This window comes from Caballeronia sp. BCC1704 (assembly GCF_902833455.1).
In the GTDB taxonomy this organism is placed as follows: Bacteria; Pseudomonadota; Gammaproteobacteria; order Burkholderiales; family Burkholderiaceae; genus Caballeronia.
Genome location: NZ_CADFFT010000002.1, coordinates 366346 through 382433 on the forward strand (window position 1 = coordinate 366346; position 16088 = coordinate 382433).

Sequence of the window (16088 nt, forward strand, 5' to 3'; positions counted from 1 at the left end):
GTTTTCCGTTGCATCACGCGGCAACGGGCTCGCGCGGCGCGTACAGTTCGGCGCGCCGGTCGGGCACGCGATAGATCTTCGCCTTCCAGCGCGCCCGAACGTACGGGCGCTCGTGGCCCGATAATCCGAGCGCAATCTCGGTGATCCAGTGCTGCGTCGGCACCGGCACGCCATGCAGCGCGACGACGACCGCGCCGAGGCTTGCCACGACGGGCGTGGGCGAGAGCTTCCCGGCTTCCGCTTTCCACGCGATGCTCACGAAAGCGATTGCCACCGCGGCGCCGAGCGCGCAGCCCGCGACGACTTCCGATACCGAATGCGCGTTGACCACCACGCGCGACCCGCCGATAAGCGCGCCCAGCAGCAGACCGACGCCAACGCCGCCCGCGCGCAACGGGCCGCGCGCCGGCAGCAGCGCGACGAAGAGCGCCACGGGGAGCACCGCGGTTGCCATGTAAGCGTGGCCGCTAATGCCCGTGAAGTCGATATTGCGCACGCCGATTCCCCAGCCGATGAACGCGATCTTGCTCAGCGCGACGCATGCGCTGCCCGCGCCGAGCAGCGCGAGCCATTCCAGCGTGTACTTCCAGCGATAACCCAGCGCGAGCCACGCGGCAGCGGCGAGCCCGACCGGCAGCATGACGCCGACGCTGCCGAGGGCGGTGATGCTCAACCAGAGCGAAACGGGAATTTCGACGTTCATCAGGAGCAATAGGAATAGCAGTTGCTGCGTTGCGGCAGCGGTTACGCCGGTAAGCGGGTTGGAGCAGCAGTATACCGGTTGGGAGGAAGACGAAATTTTGGCCGTCACTTAGCCAACAAATTCGCCCAATTCTCTTCAACTTCTTTCTTCTGCCGTCAAGGCCGCACATTACGACGATGCACCGAGGCGTGCGAATGAGCGCATCATCCTGATTAGTGGTATTGTGCACTGCAACACGACGCGTCAAGCGCGCGTATTTGAAACACGCTTTAGGAGAACCAGCCGAATGTCGAAGAGCCTTACCAAACTATGGTTGCGTGGCTTGAGACGCCTGGTCGCGGTTCAAGTCGAAGGCATCCGCCCGCCCAAGTCGCGCCCCGCAGCGAAGCCCGCGCGTTCGAAAACCGTACGATCGAAGCTCAAGTCGGGTGCCGCCGCGAAGGCCGCGGCTTTCGCGCCCGCTGCCCGTCGCCCCGAAACGCGCGAATCCCGCGTGCGGCCGCGTGCGTCCGCATGGGCGCGCGGCAAGTGGGATCGCTCGTATCATTCCGCCCCGCCGACCGCCGGCCGGTTCGTCAACCACCTTTCCTACGCGTTGTACGTGCCGCCGAGAACCGGCCTCGGCCGCATGCCCGTCGTGGTGATGCTCCACGGCTGCAAGCAAAGCGCCGACGACTTCGCGCAAGGCACGCGCATGAATCTCCTCGCGGACAAATACGGCTTCGCGGTGCTGTACCCGGAGCAGTCGAAGCATGACCATCCGCATCGCTGCTGGCGCTGGTACGACGATTCCGACAGCGGCGGCGGCGGTGAGGCAGCGTCGATCGTATCGCTCATTCGCGCGACGGTCGCCGAGCACGATTTCGATCCCGAACGCGTCTACCTCGCGGGCATGTCGGCGGGCGCGGGACTCGCGGCGCTGCTCGCAGTCCGCTATCCGGATTTGTTCGCGGCGGTCGGGCTGCATTCGGGCGTCGTTTTCGGCGAGGCGAACTCGGCGATCGGCGCGATGGACGTCATGCGTCGCGCAAGCCGCACCGACCCGGTGACGGTGATCGACGCGGCGCTCGACGTGCGCGACTATCCGGGCATGCCGGCAGTCATCATCCACGGCGAACTGGATTCGGTGGTGTCTGCCGAGAACGCCGAGCAACTGACGCAGCAGTTCCTTCGGCTGAACGGCTTCATCGACGCAGCGGGCAAGCCGCGCGCCGGCGAAGTGCGGGAGGAAACGCATGCCGACGGCGTCGTGCGCGACTTTTTCAAGAACGGGCGGCGCGTCGTGAAGACGTCGATCGTGCGCGGGCTCGGCCATGCGTGGGCGGGCGGCGACGACACCGTGGCCTTCCATTCGTCCAAGGGGCCGGATTCATCCGCTGTGTTGTGGGAGTTCTTCAAGCATCAGCGCCGTTCCAGCGAGGCCGCGCGGGCGGCGTTCGTCGCCTGAACGCGGCGGCTTCGTTTCAGGTGTTGCAATTTCGTCTTTAGTATCAGCGTTCTAGCGGTAAATGCTGGCGCTGGCTCAGGGATTACCCTATAATCACGCTTATAGGTAGTTACCCCAGTATCCAGCGAGGCCAATCATGTTCCTGCTTTCCCGTATTTTCCTGTTCCTGACCAAGACCGCTGAAGAGCGTGACCGCGAGCGTGATGACGCGTACCTCGCTGAAGCCACCGACATCTACGATCTCGAATATCGCATGAAGAAGTTGGACCAGCGTGCCGCAGCACGTCATCCGTCGTGGATGGCGAACTGAGTCGTCCCTCGGCGCGAGCTTGAGTCGATGTGAAAAAGCCGGCATTCAGCCGGCTTTTTTGTTGCCTTTTCGCCGCATTCGCGCGCCGCCTTCAGCGTCCCGAGGCGCCGGACGTGTTCGGCAGGTCGGGCGCGTCAGGCGTCTGCACGCCGAAGCAGCCGCGATACGTCGCGTAGAACGAGCAGTACAGCGCGGTGGTCACGAGAATCGACGCCGGCATCAGCACCGCGAACGCCATCTCCTGTCCGACGCCCAGCGCCTGCATCAGCGCGGTCAGGCCGAAGGAAATAGCGAGCGCCACCGCGATCCATAGGACGCCGTACAGGATGAACGCGCCGCGATTGCGCCAGCAGGAAACGAGGCTGAAGAAGAGCGCCTTCGCGGTCGGAACCTCGTGCCATGCAATCAGAATCGGCGAGAACCAGAAAAGCATGGCGACCGGCAGATAACACGCCATGGCCACCAGCACGGCCAGCGGACTGAAGCCGGCCGCGACGGTCTCCGGGTCGCCAGACGGCGCGTTGCCCATCATCAGATTGAGGAGCGCGCCGCCATCCACCAGGGCGGAGATGCCGAAAATGCCCGCCATCGCGACGACATACAACGCGCCCAGCACCAGCAAGCGGCGCGCGACCACGCCTCCGTACGAGCGAAATCCGTCGACGAGGATGGTCGGCCAGACGGGCTTGCCCGCGATGGTGTTCCGGCACGCGGCCATGAAACCCACGGCGACGCCAGGAATGAACAAGAGCGGCAGCAACGGACCGACGAGCGGCACGCGCGAAATCAGCGTCATCACGAACAAATAGGCGAAGAACACCGTGAGGAACGCAAACGGGTTGCGGCGGAAGAGCCAGATGCCCTGGCGAAACCACACGTAGCCGGTTTTGGCGGGAACTTCGATGAGTCGCATGAGGAGTCGCTGAATTACCGTTGGGCGGAAGAGGACGCGGCTTGGACGCGCTCGCGCAGAATGCGCTCGAAATGGCCGGGATCGTGCGCCTTCAGCATCTGCGCTTCGCGCGGACGATGAAAGTCATAGAGCCGCGACACCCAGAAACGCATGGCGCCCGCGCGGAGCATGTCGTTCCAGTGGCGTTCCTCGGCCGGCGTGAAAGGGCGCACGGTTTGATAGGCGCGCAAAAGCGCATCGACGCGGGCCGCATCGAGCGCGCCGGTCGTCAGGTCGACGCACCAGTCGTTCACGGTCACGGCCACGTCGAACAGCCACTTGTCGACGCCCGCGAAATAGAAATCGAAGAAGCCGCCGAGCCGCGCGTGCTCGCGGCCATGCGCGAACAGCACGTTGTCGCGAAAGAGGTCGCAATGGCACGGGCCGGCGGGCAGCGCCGCGTAATCGGCCGAGGCGAAAAAGGCGGTCTGATGCGCGAGTTCGGATTCGATCAGTTCGCGCTGGCTGTCGCTCAGGAAATCGATGATGGCCGGCACATTCTCCTGCCACCACGGCAGGCTGCGCAGATTCGGCTGATGCCGCGGGAAGTCGCGTCCCGCGAGATGCATGCGCGCGAGCATGTTGCCGACCTCGATGCAATGCGCGGGCGTCGGCGCCAGTTCGGGCGCGCCTTCGAGCTTGGTGACGATGGCGGCCGGCTTGCCGCGCAGCATGCCGAAGAGCGAGCCGTCGGAGCGCGGCATCGGATCGGGAACCGGCACGCGATGCGAGGCGAGATGGCGCATCAGATCCAGATAGAACGGAAGCTGCGTGGCCGTCAGATTCTCGAAGATCGTCAGCACGTATTCGCCGTGCGTGGTCGTGAGGAAGAAGTTGCTGTTTTCGATGCCCGATTGGATGCCGCGAAATTCGACGACATCGCCGAGATCGTAATGTTGCAGCCAGTCGCCGAGCTCGGCGTCAGTGACGGGAGTGAATACGGCCATGCAGGAAACGTCGGTCTGGTTGATTGGCCCGCGCGGGGCCGAATGACGAAGCCCGCTCACGGAGAGCGGGCTCGAAGCTATCTTACTTGACTCAATAACGCAGATTCACGGACGGCAGGCGCGTGCTCGCGCGGCCGTTGTCGCGCACTTGCGGCGACGTATCCGCAGGCGCGCTCATCTGATAATGCGTGCCGAAATTCGAGTGGACGTTGATCTCGACAGGCTTGCCCTTGTCGCGGTACTCGGTGATCTCGGTTCCGTTCGGGCTCAGTTCGTGAAAGCTTGGCGTGCGCGGCGGCGAAATCTCGACCTTGGAGCTGACATTGGCGGGCGGCCGGTTGATGGCCTTCAGATCCGGAAGGCCCGCGGCTTCTTCCGCCGACATGGTGTGCTGAGCCGGTTGCGCCGCCGGCGGGTTCGCGTCGGATATCGGCTGCGCGAAGGCGCCAACGCTTGCGGCGGCGAGGACTGCCGCCGTCGAGACAGAAAGAAGCGGCTTCATGATAATTCTCCAGGGATGGCCGGATTCTAACAAACCCTATCGAAGCGTAACGGCCCGCGTTGCTTCGCGCGTGTCCGGCTTATCGGAAGGCGCGCGGTAGGGGCTTCATGGTCCGCGCTTTCTTCCGTGTTAATGTCGATTCATCGACAGGGCATTGAAGCACACGCACACAAAATCATGACAAACGACCGCACTCAAACCACGCAAGGCACGCCGGCCAACGATTTCCCGACCGAATCCTTCGATGACCCGGTCGCCGCCGTCACGCGCCTTTCCGCCATTTACGAAGCGAACACCGCATTTCTGCGCGACGCCTTCGCGCGATACCGGCGCAACGAGCAATTCACGCATCGGGTGCGCGCGTGCTATCCGTTCGTGCGAGTGCGAACGGAGCTGAACACGCACATCGACTCGCGCCGCTCGTACGGCTTCGTCGCGGGGCCGGGCATCTTCGAGACGACGCTCACGCGGCCCGATCTCTTCGGCGACTACTACCGCGAGCAGTTGCGCCTGCTCACGAAGAATCATCACGTGGGCATCGAAGTGGGCGTGTCGGCGCAGCCCATTCCGATTCACTTCGCGTTTGCGGAAGGCATTCACCTCGAAGGCGATCTCGACCGCGACCGCCTGCTCGCGATGCGCAACGCGTTCGATACGCCGGATCTCGCGTTGCTCGACGACCGCATCGTCAACGGCACGTACGAGCCGGGACCGGGCGAGCCGCATCCGCTTGCGCTGTTCACGGCGGCGCGCGTGGATTTTTCGCTGCATCGGCTGCGCCATTACACGGCGACGTCGCCGACGCATTTTCAGAACTACGTGCTCTACACGAACTATCAGTTTTACATCGACGAGTTCGTGAAGCTCGGCCGCACGCTGATGTCGCGCGCCGACGACGAAGAGACGCGCGCGTATCGCAGCGAATATTCGTCGTTCGTCGAGCCGGGCGATGTCATCACGTACAACGCGAATCTCGGCGAGCAGCCCGACGAAGGCACCGCGCTGGCGCGTTTGCCGCAGATGCCCGCCTATCACCTGAAGCGCGCGGCCGGCAGCGGCATCACGATGGTCAATATCGGCGTGGGGCCGTCGAACGCCAAGACGATTACGGATCACATCGCGGTGCTGCGTCCGCATGCGTGGGTCATGCTCGGCCATTGCGCGGGCCTGCGCAACACGCAGCGTCTCGGCGACTATGTGCTCGCGCATGGCTATGTGCGCGAAGATCACGTGCTCGATGCCGATCTGCCGCTCTGGGTGCCCGTGCCGGCGCTCGCGGAAGTGCAGGTCGCGCTCGAAAAAGCGGTGGCGCAGGTGACGCAACTGGAAGGTGTCGAGCTCAAGCGCGTCATGCGAACGGGGACGGTCGCGAGTGTCGATAACCGCAATTGGGAGCTGCGCGATCATCGCGAGCCGGTGCAGCGCTTGTCGCAAAGCCGCGCGATTGCGCTCGATATGGAAAGCGCGACCATCGCCGCGAACGGATTCCGCTTTCGCGTGCCGTACGGGACGTTGCTATGTGTATCGGACAAGCCGCTGCACGGTGAACTGAAGCTGCCGGGGATGGCGGACCAGTTCTATCGCGCGCAGGTGGATCAGCACTTGCAGATCGGCGTGAAAGCGATGGAACTGTTGCGGATGAACGGCTTGTCGAGGCTGCACTCTCGCAAGTTGCGGAGTTTCGCGGAGGTGGCGTTTCAGTAATATAGGGCGCTCATCGGGGACGTTATCGAGCGTTGACGTTCCCCGTTTCCGCCACTTTGATGAGGATGTCTCGCTCGTAGGCGTACCACGCGGCGAGGCATGGCTTGTCCAAGCATCGTTGCTGCCGGTAGTTCCACTGCTTTCGAAGTCGTTCGGTAAGCGCAGCCTGATCGGTGACAATGCTTCGGACCTGCTGGACCAACTGTGCAAGAAGTAAGTCAGCGCTAGCTAACTCCGCGTCGTGGCAGACCAAATACTCCGGCGTCGAAAGAGCTTTCTTGCAGTCGAAGCTCGTTTGATAGGTGCGTGTATCAAGAAACGGAGCTTGACGCATTAATTCCTCCTCGTAGCGCTTTTCTTCGAGGAACGGAACTCCGCGTGCTGCCGCCGCATTCTTTGAAAGCTTGAACGATTCAATGACGTTTACGACTGTTTGCACGTCGCGCTTGCGATTTGCATCGGCTAGAACGTCAGCGATCGTCGACGCTCCTTCATTCCATTGCAGATAGGTCTTCCAGTCGGGATCATGGGCGATTTGATCAAGGTCAGGTTCTTGTTGCGTTAGATCGGCTACGAACTGCTGCTGAGGATCAGGCATGGCCTTGACAGGGGAGGTGTCGTCCTGCGACTTTCCTGGACCTTCCGTTGCCGTCTCGTCCGTACGACTTGGTGGCGAGTCGGTTCTCGGGACGGATGACTGCGCGGGGCTGGCAATCGGCGATATTTGTTGCGGCGTGCCGGGAAATGCGCTGCTCAATTGAACCACGGCTACGACGGCGAGAGCGACCGCGCCGAGCCCTGCGCTTGCCCACAGCACGGTCATGCGCCACAGAGAGAATCGGTCTGCTTTTCTACGTGTTGAGAAGGCCCAGACTGTGCACACGATGGGAGAGAACCTGATAATCCCTGTCGCCGCTCCGACCGCTACTGCCGTCGGCTCTCCTACATCGCCAGCTAAGACCGAGGCGACGAGGCGAGAGTTTAGGTGATGCGCGATTGCTTCCCACGCAAAAGCCCAAACTCCGGCTCCCACGAATGCGCAAATCCATAGGGCGGCGTTGAAAAGCTTGCTGTGTTTGATACTTGCCATGCTTCGCTCCGACTACAAGTGCCGGGGCAAAGCTTACATTCTGCAGAACTAATAATCGTGAAAATTGGTCAAGGGCCTGAGCCTCGACAAGCCGGAGAGGCGGACTGAAGCGCGCGGAGACACTGATTCAAAGCCTCCGCGCCCAACCTTCAGCCTTACAAATAAAACATCCGATCCTCGTCCGACTTACCCTCAGCCGGTTCTTCCACCTTCTCTTCGCGGTCTTCATAGAACCGCAGCACGGCATCGAGCACCTGATCCGGCTCGTCGATGACTTGCATCAGATCGAGGTCCTTCTCGCTAATCACGCCATTGGTCAACAGCGTTTTCTTGAACCAGTCGAGCAGCCCCGCCCAGAACTCCGCGCCGACCAGCACGATAGGCACATGACGCGACTTCTTCGTCTGGATGAGCGTGAGCACTTCGGCAAGTTCGTCGAGCGTGCCGAAGCCGCCCGGCATCACCACGACCGCATCCGAATTCTTCACGAACGTTACCTTGCGCGTGAAGAAGTGACGGAAGCGCAGCGAGATGTCCTGCCACTGATTGCCCGACTGTTCATGCGGCAATTCGATGTTCAACCCCACCGACGGCGACTTGCCCGCGTGCGCGCCCTTGTTGGCCGCTTCCATGATGCCCGGACCGCCGCCCGAAATGACGGCGAAGCCTGCATCCGAGAACTTTTGCGCGATTTCGATGGTGCGCTGATAGTACGGCGACTCCGGTTTCAGACGGGCCGAACCATAGATGCTGATGGCAGGGCGGATCTCCGAGAGGTACTCGGTCGCCTCGATAAACTCTGCCATAATCGTGAACATCTGCCACGACGCGCGGGCCTTCTTGGCTGTCGCGCGCTCTTGATCTGCGAGTGATCGCAGACTCGGAATCACTTTTCTCTTGTTCATAATGCCTGAAGAACTCAGTCTTGAAGGTAAGACCCTGCTATTGGTCGACGGTTCTAGCTACTTGTACCGGGCTTACCATGCGATGCCTGACCTGCGTGGTCCCGACGGCGGTCCCACCGGCGCACTGTATGGGATGGTGAACATGCTGCGGCGCCTTCGCCGCGAAATCAATGCAGAGTATAGCGCGTGCATCTTCGACGCCAAGGGTAAGACCTTCCGCGACGACTGGTACGCCGATTACAAAGCCAACCGTCCTTCGATGCCCGAAGACCTCAGCAAGCAGATCGAGCCCATCCATGTCGCCGTGCGCGCGCTCGGCTGGCCGCTCGTGATGATCGAAGGCGTCGAGGCCGATGACGTCATCGGCACGCTCGCCGTGCAGGCCGAAAAGCGCGGCATGAAGGTAATCGTGTCGACGGGCGACAAGGATCTGGCTCAGCTCGTGACGGATCATGTCACCCTCATCAATACGATGACCAACGAAACGCTCGATCGCGCAGGCGTCGTGAACAAGTTCGGCGTGCCTCCGGAGCGCATCGTCGACTATCTGTCGCTCATCGGCGATACGGTCGACAACGTGCCGGGCGTCGAAAAGTGCGGACCCAAGACCGCGCTCAAATGGCTTACCGCATACGAAACGCTCGATGGCATCGTCGCACACGCGAGCGAGATCAAAGGTGCGGTAGGAGACAATCTGCGCAAGGCTCTGGACTTCCTGCCGATGGCGAGAAAGCTCGTCACCGTGCACACGGAATGCGACCTCACTTCGCAGATCGACTCTATCGAAGAGACGCTGCAAACACGCCCTGAATCGCGCGACGAGTTGCGCGACGTGTTCCTGCGTCATGGCTTCAAGACCTGGCTGCGCGAAATCGAAATCGCGGATGCCGTCGAAGGCCCGACCGATACCCCACCCGCCGAAGTCACGGAGATCGTCCATCACTACGAGACCGTGCAGACGTGGGAGCAGTTCGATGCATGGCTCGCGCGCATCCAGGCCGCCGAGATCACCTCGTTCGATACGGAAACCACGTCGCTCGATCCGATGGTCGCGCAGATCGTCGGCCTGTCCGTGGCCGTCGAGCCGGGACATGCCGCGTACATTCCGGTCGCGCATCGCGGACCTGACGCGCCCGTGCAGTTGCCGCGCGATGAAGTGCTCGCGAAGCTCAAGCCCTGGCTCGAGGATGCATCGAAGAAGAAGGTCGGCCAGCATCTGAAGTACGACGAGCAAGTGCTGGCCAATCACGGCATCGAACTGAACGGCGTCGAGCACGATACGCTGCTGCAATCCTACGTGCTGGAGTCGCATCGTCCGCACGACATGGATAACCTCGCGCTGCGGCATCTGGGCGTGAAGACCATCAAGTACGAAGACGTGGCGGGCAAGGGCGCGGCGCAGATCGGCTTCGATGAAGTGGCGCTCGAGAAGGCCGCCGAATATGCAGCCGAAGACGCCGACGTGACGTTGCGCCTGCATCAGACGCTTTATCCGCAGGTCGCGGAAGAAGAAGGACTGCTGCGCGTGTATCGCGATATCGAAATGCCGACCGCGCGCGTGTTGCGCAAGATGGAGCGCAACGGAGTGCTGATCGACCGCGAGAAACTCGACGCGCAAAGCAACGAGATCGCGAAGCGCCTGATCGAATTACAGGCCGAAGCCTACGAGCATGCGGGCGGCGAATTCAATCTCGGATCGCCGAAGCAGATCGGCCAGATTTTCTTCGAGAAGCTGCAATTGCCCGTCGTGAAGAAGACGCCGAGCGGCGCGCCTTCCACGGACGAAGAAGTGCTGCAAAAGCTCGCAGAAGACTATCCGCTGCCGAAGGTGCTGCTCGAACATCGCGCGCTGTCCAAGCTCAAGTCGACGTACACGGACAAGCTGCCGCGCATGGTCAATCCGGCTACGGGCCGCGTGCACACGAACTACGCGCAGGCCGTCGCGGTGACGGGGCGCTTGTCGTCGAATGAACCGAATCTGCAAAACATCCCGGTGCGAACCGGCGAAGGCCGGCGCATTCGCGAGGCGTTCATCGCGCCGCCGGGCAGCAAGATCGTGTCGGCCGATTATTCGCAGATCGAACTTCGCATCATGGCGCACATTTCCGGCGATGCCTCGCTCATGCGCGCGTTCACGGCAGGCGAGGACGTGCACCGCGCGACGGCATCCGAAGTGTTCAGCGTGACGCCGCTCGAAGTGGACAACGACCAGCGGCGCATCGCGAAGGTCATCAACTTCGGCCTGATCTACGGCATGAGTTCGTTCGGTCTGGCGTCGAATCTCGGCATCACGCGCGACGCGGCGAAGCTCTATATCGACCGCTATTTCGCGCGCTATCCCGGCGTCGCCGCGTACATGGAAACCACGCGCGTGACGGCGAAGATGAACGGCTTCGTCGAAACCGTGTTCGGGCGGCGCCTGTGGCTGCCCGAGATCAATGGCGGCAGCGGTCCGCGCCGTCAGGCGGCCGAGCGTGCCGCGATCAACGCGCCGATGCAGGGCACCGCCGCCGACCTCATCAAGATGTCGATGATCGCGGTACAGGACTGGATCGAACAAGCGGGCATGCGCACGAAGATGATCATGCAGGTCCACGACGAACTCGTGCTCGAAGTGCCCGAGGAAGAACTGCCGGACGTGCGCAAGCGCCTGCCCGAACTAATGTGCGGCGTCGCCGAACTTAAAGTGCCGCTCGTCGCGGAAGTGGGCGTCGGCAACAACTGGGAAGAAGCACACTGAGGGCGACTGAGGGCGCGCTGAGCGGCCGGCATCGAGCATATGTCGTTCATGCGACGGCGGCGCTTGTGAATGCCGCGTCGCATCACGCACAATGAGGCAACGAGGCGAGCGGACAGCGCCGTGCAATCCATCAGGCAAAGGGAGAGCTCTTCATGCATCGCTTCATTATCGTCGGCGGCGGGGCGGGCGGTCTCGAACTCGCGACGCGTCTCGGTGACCGCTTCGGTTCGGGCGAAGGCAAGGCCGACGCGAAAACGGACGCCAAAGCGCCGCGCGCGCAGATCACGCTCGTGGACCGCAATCCTACGCACATCTGGAAGCCGTTGTTGCACGAAGTCGCGGCGGGCAGCATGGACCCGTTCACGCAGGAACTCGAATACGCGGCGCAGGCGCTGTGGCACGGCTTCGAGTTCCAGCAGGGCGAGATGATCGGCCTGAACCGCGCGGCAAAGCGCATCACAATAGGCGCGCTGCGTGACGACGAAGCCGGTGAACTGTTGCCCCAGCGCGAACTGGAATACGACACGCTCGTGATCGCGATCGGCAGCACGACGCATTTCTTCGGCGTCGAGGGCGCGCAGCAGTATTCGATCGCGCTCGATACGGTCGGTCAGGCGGAGCTTTTTCGCAAACGGCTGATCGCCGCGTGCATGCGCGCCGAGCACGTCGTGCCCGAACTGGCCGTCGAAGGGCCGGCGCAGGAGCCGGTCGTCGTCGAAGCCGCGCCGCGCATTCAGATCGCGATTGTCGGCGCGGGCGCGACGGGCGTCGAACTGTCGGCGGAACTGCGCAACACCGCGCAAGTGCTGTCGGCGTACGGCTTGCACAAGCTCGATCCGAAGAACGACATCGGCATCGTCCTGATCGAAGCGGGGCCGCGCATTCTGCCGGCGTTGCAGGAGCGCGTGTCGACCGCCACGGCGGAACTGCTCACGAAGCTGGGCGTGAAGCTGATGACGGGCGAGACCGTCGCGCAGGTCTCGCGCGACTCGATCCGCACGGCGAGCGGCAAGATCATTCGCGCGGACCTGACGGTGTGGGCGGCCGGCATCAAGGCGCCCGCGGTGCTGTCGCAACTCGACGGCCTGCCGACCAATCGCCTCGGCCAGTTGATCGTGCGCCGCACGCTGCAAACCGAAATCGACGACAACGTATTCGCGCTCGGCGATTGCGCGGCCTGTCCGTGGCCCGGCAACGAGCGCAACGTGCCGCCGCGCGCGCAGGCGGCGCATCAGCAGGCGAGCTTTCTGTTCAAGGCGTTCGCGCGGCGCATGGACGGCAAGCCGCTGCCCGAATACACCTATCGCGATTTCGGCTCGCTCGTCTCGCTCGGACATTACAGCGCGGTCGGCAATCTGATGGGCGGGCTGATCGGCGGAAACATGCTGATCGAAGGGCTCTTCGCGCGCTTCATGTACATGTCGCTATACCGGCTCCATGTGGCTGCGCTGCATGGCTACGCGCGCATGGTGCTCGATACCTTCGCGCACTGGCTGCGCCGGTCCACCGCGCCGCGCGTGAAGCTGCACTGACGGCTTAAGCGCTTGCGGAACAAAGCTGTTTAGAATGGGCGGCGCGCGCGGTGTCGTGCGCGCCCGGGCGATGCGGCTTGCCGCCCGAACAGTCGTGTAGCGCCGCGCTGCGACGTTCCAGCGCGGTTTCCGGTTCAGTGCCATCGGTGCGGCTGTGGCTCGACACGCGAGCGAGCCGCATCGGCGGCGCGTTGGCGGCGCTTGCCGCAGGAGCTTCGTATGCTGAGTCCCGAAGTCGACAGCCTCATCCCGCGCGTTCCGTTCGATCGACGCACTTTCATCAAGGCCGCTTTCGGCACCGGCTTCGCGGCTGCGGTGCTGCCGGTCTCCGCGCAGACCATCCATACCGATGCCGACGGTCTCGAAGCCGGCGCGATCGGCGTGCGCGGCGCGGACGGCACGCTGATTCCGGCGTATCGCGCGCAGCCGCTCGGCAAGACGCATCTGCCGGTCATCATCGTGATCCACGAGATTTTCGGCGTGCACGAGCATATCGCCGATGTCTGCCGCCGCTTCGCCAAGCTGGGCTATCTGGCCATCGCGCCGGATCTTTATACGCGGCAAGGCGATGCGTCGGTGTATCCGTCGATTCAGCAACTCAACGATCAGATCGTCTCCAAGGTGCCGGATTCGCAGGTGCTCTCCGATATCGACGAGACAGTCAAATGGGCCGGCGAGCACGGCGGCGATCTCAAGCGGCTCGGCATCACCGGCTTCTGCTGGGGCGGGCGCATCACGTGGCTGTACGCGGAGCACAATCCGCGCGTGAAGGCGGCGGTCGCGTGGTACGGGCGCCTCGCCGGCAACAAGACGGCGAACTCACCGAGCAATGCGATCGACAACGCTGGCGAACTGAAGGTGCCCGTGCTCGGCCTATATGGACGGCAGGATCCGAGCATTCCGCAGGACACCATCGAGCAGATGAAACAGGCCATCGCGAACGGCCCGCCGAGCGCGCGCGGCTCGCAGTTCGTGGTCTACGACGACGCGCCGCACGCGTTTTTCGCGGATTATCGCCCGAGCTACCGCAAGGCCGACGCCGAAGACGGCTGGAAGCGCGCGCTCGCGTGGTTCCACGAGCACGGCGTCAAGTAAGACGGATCAGGCCTTCGCGCCGGTCGCGACGGGGCGGCCCGGATCGGCGCTCCATTCGCTCCATGAGCCCGGATAGAGCGCGGCGCCGTGCAGCCCGGCGATTTCCATTGCGAGCGCGTTATGGCACGCCGTCACGCCGGATCCGCATTGCAGCACCACGCGATCCGCGGGCGTCTCGCCGATGAGCGAGGCGAACGTTTCGCGCAGTTCGTGTGCCGTCTTGAAGCGGCCTTCCTGCGTCAGGTTGTTCTTGAAGAAGTGGTTCAGCGCGCCGGGAATGTGGCCGCCGACCGGATCGATCGTTTCGTTCTCGCCGCGATAACGGTCGGCGGCGCGCGCATCGATCAGCAGATGATCGCGCGTGCCGATACTGCGTTCGATCGCTCGCGCATCCACGGTCACTTGCAGCGGCTGGCCAGCCTTGAACGTGCCCTGCGCTTTCGGCGGCACGGCCGTGTCGAGCGGCTTGCCCGCAGCCTCCCACGCTTGCAGGCCGCCATCCAGCAACGCGACCGAATCATGCCCGAGCCAGCGCAGCAGCCACCACAGACGCGCGGCGTACATGCCGCCTTGCGCGTCGTAAGCGACGACTTGCTGGCCTTCGTTCAAGCCGAAGCTCGCGAGCTTCTCGACGAGCGCTGCGCGCTCCGGCAACGGATGCCGGCCGTTCGTGCCGGTTTTCGCGCCGGACAGGTCGCGGTCGAGATGCAGGTAATGCGCGCCGGGAATGTGGCCGGCGGCGTAGGCCGTTTCTCCGGCTTCCGGCGCGGCCAAATCGAAGCGGCAGTCGAAGACGAGCACGCTGCCGGGCGCGTCGGCGAGCCATTGGGCGAGATTGGCCGCTGAAATGAGCGTGGTGTAGTGAGTGTGCGGCATGGCGGCTCCTGATAGCTTCGGCACGGACTTCGAAGTGGATGAACGCCTAGTGTAAACAAGAAAACGGGCCCGAAAGCCCGTCTCTTGCGATGATGCGCTGCGCTCAAATGCTGCCGAGCTGATGCCGCAGGAACTCGTGGAAGTGCTGCATGCCCGATTCCATCGGACTTTGATACGGCCCGACCTGATTCTCGCCGCGCGACATGAGCGCGCGACGGCCCGCGTCCATGCGCTCGCCGATTTCATCGTCCTCGCGCGCCGTTTCCATGTACGCGGCGCGCTCGGCCTCGATGAACTCGCGCTCGAACAGCGCGATCTCCTCGGGGTAATAGAACTCGACGATGTTCGTCGTCTTCTGCGTGCCGCGCGGAATGAGCCACGACACGACGAGCACGTGCGGATACCACTCGATCATGAGACCGGGGTAGTACACCATCCAGATGGCGCCGAACTCCGGCGGCGCGCCGTTGCGAAAGCGCAGGACCTGGTCGTGCCACTTGCGATACGTCGGGCTGCCGGGCTTTTCCAGATTCTTGTGGACGCCCACCGTCTGCACGCTGTACCAGTCGCCGAATTCCCATTCGAGGTTGTCGCACGACACGAAACTGCCGAGACCCGGATGGAAAGGCGCGACGTGGTAGTCCTCCAGATAGACCTCGATGAAGGTCTTCCAGTTGTAGTTGCACTCGTGCACTTCGACGTGATCGAACATGAAGCCCGAGAAATCGAAGTGACGCGCCGTGCCGAGTTTGGCGAGATCGGCCGCGACGTTGCGGCCCTCGGCCTCGAAGAGCAGGCCTTGCCAGTTCTGTAGCGGCGTGGCGCCGAGATTGAGGCACGGTTTGTCGGCGAAATGCGGCGCGCCGAGCAACTGGCCGCTCAGATCATAGGTCCAGCGATGCAGCGGACAGACGATGTTCTCCGCGCTGCCGCGCCCGTTTAGCATGATGGCCTGACGGTGACGGCACACGTTGGACAGCAGTTCGATGTTGTTCTGCTGATTGCGGACGAGCACGCGCCCTTCGCCTTCGCCGGGAAGCGCGAAATAGTTCCCCGCTTCGGGGACCATGAGTTCGTGCCCGATATAGCGTGGACCTTGCTTGAAAAGTACGTCGATTTCGCGCGTAAGAAGCGCTTCGTCAAAGTAAGCCGTGACTGGCAGTTGACTATGAACAGCCTTCAACTGCAATGCATTGCTCAGATTGGACATTCCCACTCCCGATGAAGACGTGAAAGCAGTGAACAACCCAACCATCGAAGATTCGATTTAGGGAGCCCGCGATTA

The 16088-nt window shown here is 62.9% G+C and carries 14 protein-coding genes; 6 read left to right on the forward strand and 8 right to left on the reverse strand.

Annotated features, from left to right (window positions below; translation table 11 throughout):
• Nucleotides 1-13 precede the first annotated feature (13 nt).
• Nucleotides 14-703, reverse strand: a complete 690-nt coding sequence (locus tag HWX53_RS11410) for a phosphatase PAP2 family protein (protein WP_175940954.1) — start codon at nt 701-703, stop codon at nt 14-16.
• 286 nt (nt 704-989) lie between these two features.
• Here HWX53_RS11410 and HWX53_RS11415 point away from each other — a divergent pair, with 286 nt between their 5' ends.
• Together HWX53_RS11415 and HWX53_RS11420 are read left to right on the forward strand one after the other, a co-directional pair.
• Nucleotides 990-2150 (forward strand): PHB depolymerase family esterase, encoded by a 1161-nt coding sequence (locus HWX53_RS11415; RefSeq protein WP_175940955.1) that lies wholly within the window; start codon nt 990-992, stop codon nt 2148-2150.
• A gap of 136 nt (nt 2151-2286) precedes the next feature.
• On the forward strand, nt 2287-2460 hold the full coding sequence (locus HWX53_RS11420) for a DUF3563 family protein (protein WP_175940956.1): 174 nt from the start codon (nt 2287-2289) through the stop codon (nt 2458-2460).
• A gap of 91 nt (nt 2461-2551) precedes the next feature.
• On the opposite strand, the gene HWX53_RS11425 is transcribed toward HWX53_RS11420, so the two are convergent.
• From HWX53_RS11425 to HWX53_RS11435, 3 genes are all read right to left on the reverse strand, one after another.
• The gene (locus tag HWX53_RS11425; protein ID WP_175940957.1) at nt 2552-3373 is read right to left on the reverse strand and encodes a BPSS1780 family membrane protein; all 822 of its coding nucleotides are present in this window, start codon (nt 3371-3373) and stop codon (nt 2552-2554) included.
• A 14-nt stretch (nt 3374-3387) separates the two neighbouring features.
• Nucleotides 3388-4359, reverse strand: coding sequence for a homoserine kinase (locus HWX53_RS11430; RefSeq protein WP_175940958.1), 972 nt, complete (start codon nt 4357-4359; stop codon nt 3388-3390).
• A gap of 91 nt (nt 4360-4450) precedes the next feature.
• Nucleotides 4451-4861: a hypothetical protein gene (locus HWX53_RS11435; RefSeq protein ID WP_175940959.1), complete on the reverse strand. Its 411-nt coding sequence runs from the start codon at nt 4859-4861 to the stop codon at nt 4451-4453.
• Nucleotides 4862-5038: 177 nt separating this feature from the next.
• Between HWX53_RS11435 and HWX53_RS11440 the strand changes: the two genes are divergently transcribed.
• Nucleotides 5039-6565, forward strand: coding sequence for an AMP nucleosidase (locus HWX53_RS11440; RefSeq protein ID WP_175940960.1), 1527 nt, complete (start codon nt 5039-5041; stop codon nt 6563-6565).
• Nucleotides 6566-6587: 22 nt separating this feature from the next.
• Here HWX53_RS11440 and HWX53_RS11445 read toward each other — a convergent pair whose 3' ends face one another.
• Complete coding sequence (locus HWX53_RS11445) at nt 6588-7655, reverse strand: hypothetical protein (RefSeq protein ID WP_175940961.1); 1068 nt, start codon at nt 7653-7655, stop codon at nt 6588-6590.
• A 155-nt stretch (nt 7656-7810) separates the two neighbouring features.
• Nucleotides 7811-8560, reverse strand: a complete 750-nt coding sequence (locus HWX53_RS11450; protein ID WP_175940962.1) for a TIGR00730 family Rossman fold protein — start codon at nt 8558-8560, stop codon at nt 7811-7813.
• A gap of 1 nt (nt 8561) precedes the next feature.
• Here HWX53_RS11450 and polA point away from each other — a divergent pair, with 1 nt between their 5' ends.
• The 3 genes from polA (at nt 8562) to HWX53_RS11465 (ending at nt 13927) form a co-directional block, all read left to right on the forward strand.
• A complete protein-coding gene (gene polA / locus HWX53_RS11455; RefSeq protein WP_175942350.1) occupies nt 8562-11300 on the forward strand; it encodes a DNA polymerase I in 2739 nt (912 codons plus the stop codon).
• Nucleotides 11301-11452: 152 nt separating this feature from the next.
• Nucleotides 11453-12832 carry an NAD(P)/FAD-dependent oxidoreductase gene (locus tag HWX53_RS11460; protein ID WP_175940963.1) on the forward strand — a complete coding sequence of 460 codons (1380 nt, stop codon included), beginning with the start codon at nt 11453-11455 and terminating at the stop codon, nt 12830-12832.
• Between the two features lie 219 nt (nt 12833-13051).
• Complete coding sequence (locus tag HWX53_RS11465; RefSeq protein ID WP_175940964.1) at nt 13052-13927, forward strand: dienelactone hydrolase family protein; 876 nt, start codon at nt 13052-13054, stop codon at nt 13925-13927.
• Nucleotides 13928-13933: 6 nt separating this feature from the next.
• Here the strand turns inward: HWX53_RS11465 and HWX53_RS11470 are convergent, their stop codons facing one another.
• Together HWX53_RS11470 and HWX53_RS11475 are read right to left on the reverse strand one after the other, a co-directional pair.
• Complete coding sequence (locus HWX53_RS11470; protein WP_175940965.1) at nt 13934-14803, reverse strand: sulfurtransferase; 870 nt, start codon at nt 14801-14803, stop codon at nt 13934-13936.
• A gap of 103 nt (nt 14804-14906) precedes the next feature.
• On the reverse strand, nt 14907-16013 hold the full coding sequence (locus HWX53_RS11475) for an aromatic ring-hydroxylating dioxygenase subunit alpha (RefSeq protein ID WP_175940966.1): 1107 nt from the start codon (nt 16011-16013) through the stop codon (nt 14907-14909).
• Between the last annotated feature and the right edge of the window lie 75 nt (nt 16014-16088).

Excerpts from the sequence above, each read along its gene's own strand:
- HWX53_RS11410 (WP_175940954.1), bottom strand. The coding sequence starts at position 703 with ATGAACGTCGAAATTCCCGTTTCGCTCTGGTTGAGCATCACCGCCCTC.
- HWX53_RS11415 (WP_175940955.1), top strand. The coding sequence starts at position 990 with ATGTCGAAGAGCCTTACCAAACTATGGTTGCGTGGCTTGAGACGCCTG.
- HWX53_RS11420 (WP_175940956.1), top strand. The coding sequence starts at position 2,287 with ATGTTCCTGCTTTCCCGTATTTTCCTGTTCCTGACCAAGACCGCTGAA.
- HWX53_RS11425 (WP_175940957.1), bottom strand. The coding sequence starts at position 3,373 with ATGCGACTCATCGAAGTTCCCGCCAAAACCGGCTACGTGTGGTTTCGC.
- HWX53_RS11430 (WP_175940958.1), bottom strand. The coding sequence starts at position 4,359 with ATGGCCGTATTCACTCCCGTCACTGACGCCGAGCTCGGCGACTGGCTG.
- HWX53_RS11435 (WP_175940959.1), bottom strand. The coding sequence starts at position 4,861 with ATGAAGCCGCTTCTTTCTGTCTCGACGGCGGCAGTCCTCGCCGCCGCA.
- HWX53_RS11440 (WP_175940960.1), top strand. The coding sequence starts at position 5,039 with ATGACAAACGACCGCACTCAAACCACGCAAGGCACGCCGGCCAACGAT.
- HWX53_RS11445 (WP_175940961.1), bottom strand. The coding sequence starts at position 7,655 with ATGGCAAGTATCAAACACAGCAAGCTTTTCAACGCCGCCCTATGGATT.
- HWX53_RS11450 (WP_175940962.1), bottom strand. The coding sequence starts at position 8,560 with ATGAACAAGAGAAAAGTGATTCCGAGTCTGCGATCACTCGCAGATCAA.
- polA (WP_175942350.1), top strand. The coding sequence starts at position 8,562 with ATGCCTGAAGAACTCAGTCTTGAAGGTAAGACCCTGCTATTGGTCGAC.
- HWX53_RS11460 (WP_175940963.1), top strand. The coding sequence starts at position 11,453 with ATGCATCGCTTCATTATCGTCGGCGGCGGGGCGGGCGGTCTCGAACTC.
- HWX53_RS11465 (WP_175940964.1), top strand. The coding sequence starts at position 13,052 with ATGCTGAGTCCCGAAGTCGACAGCCTCATCCCGCGCGTTCCGTTCGAT.
- HWX53_RS11470 (WP_175940965.1), bottom strand. The coding sequence starts at position 14,803 with ATGCCGCACACTCACTACACCACGCTCATTTCAGCGGCCAATCTCGCC.
- HWX53_RS11475 (WP_175940966.1), bottom strand. The coding sequence starts at position 16,013 with ATGTCCAATCTGAGCAATGCATTGCAGTTGAAGGCTGTTCATAGTCAA.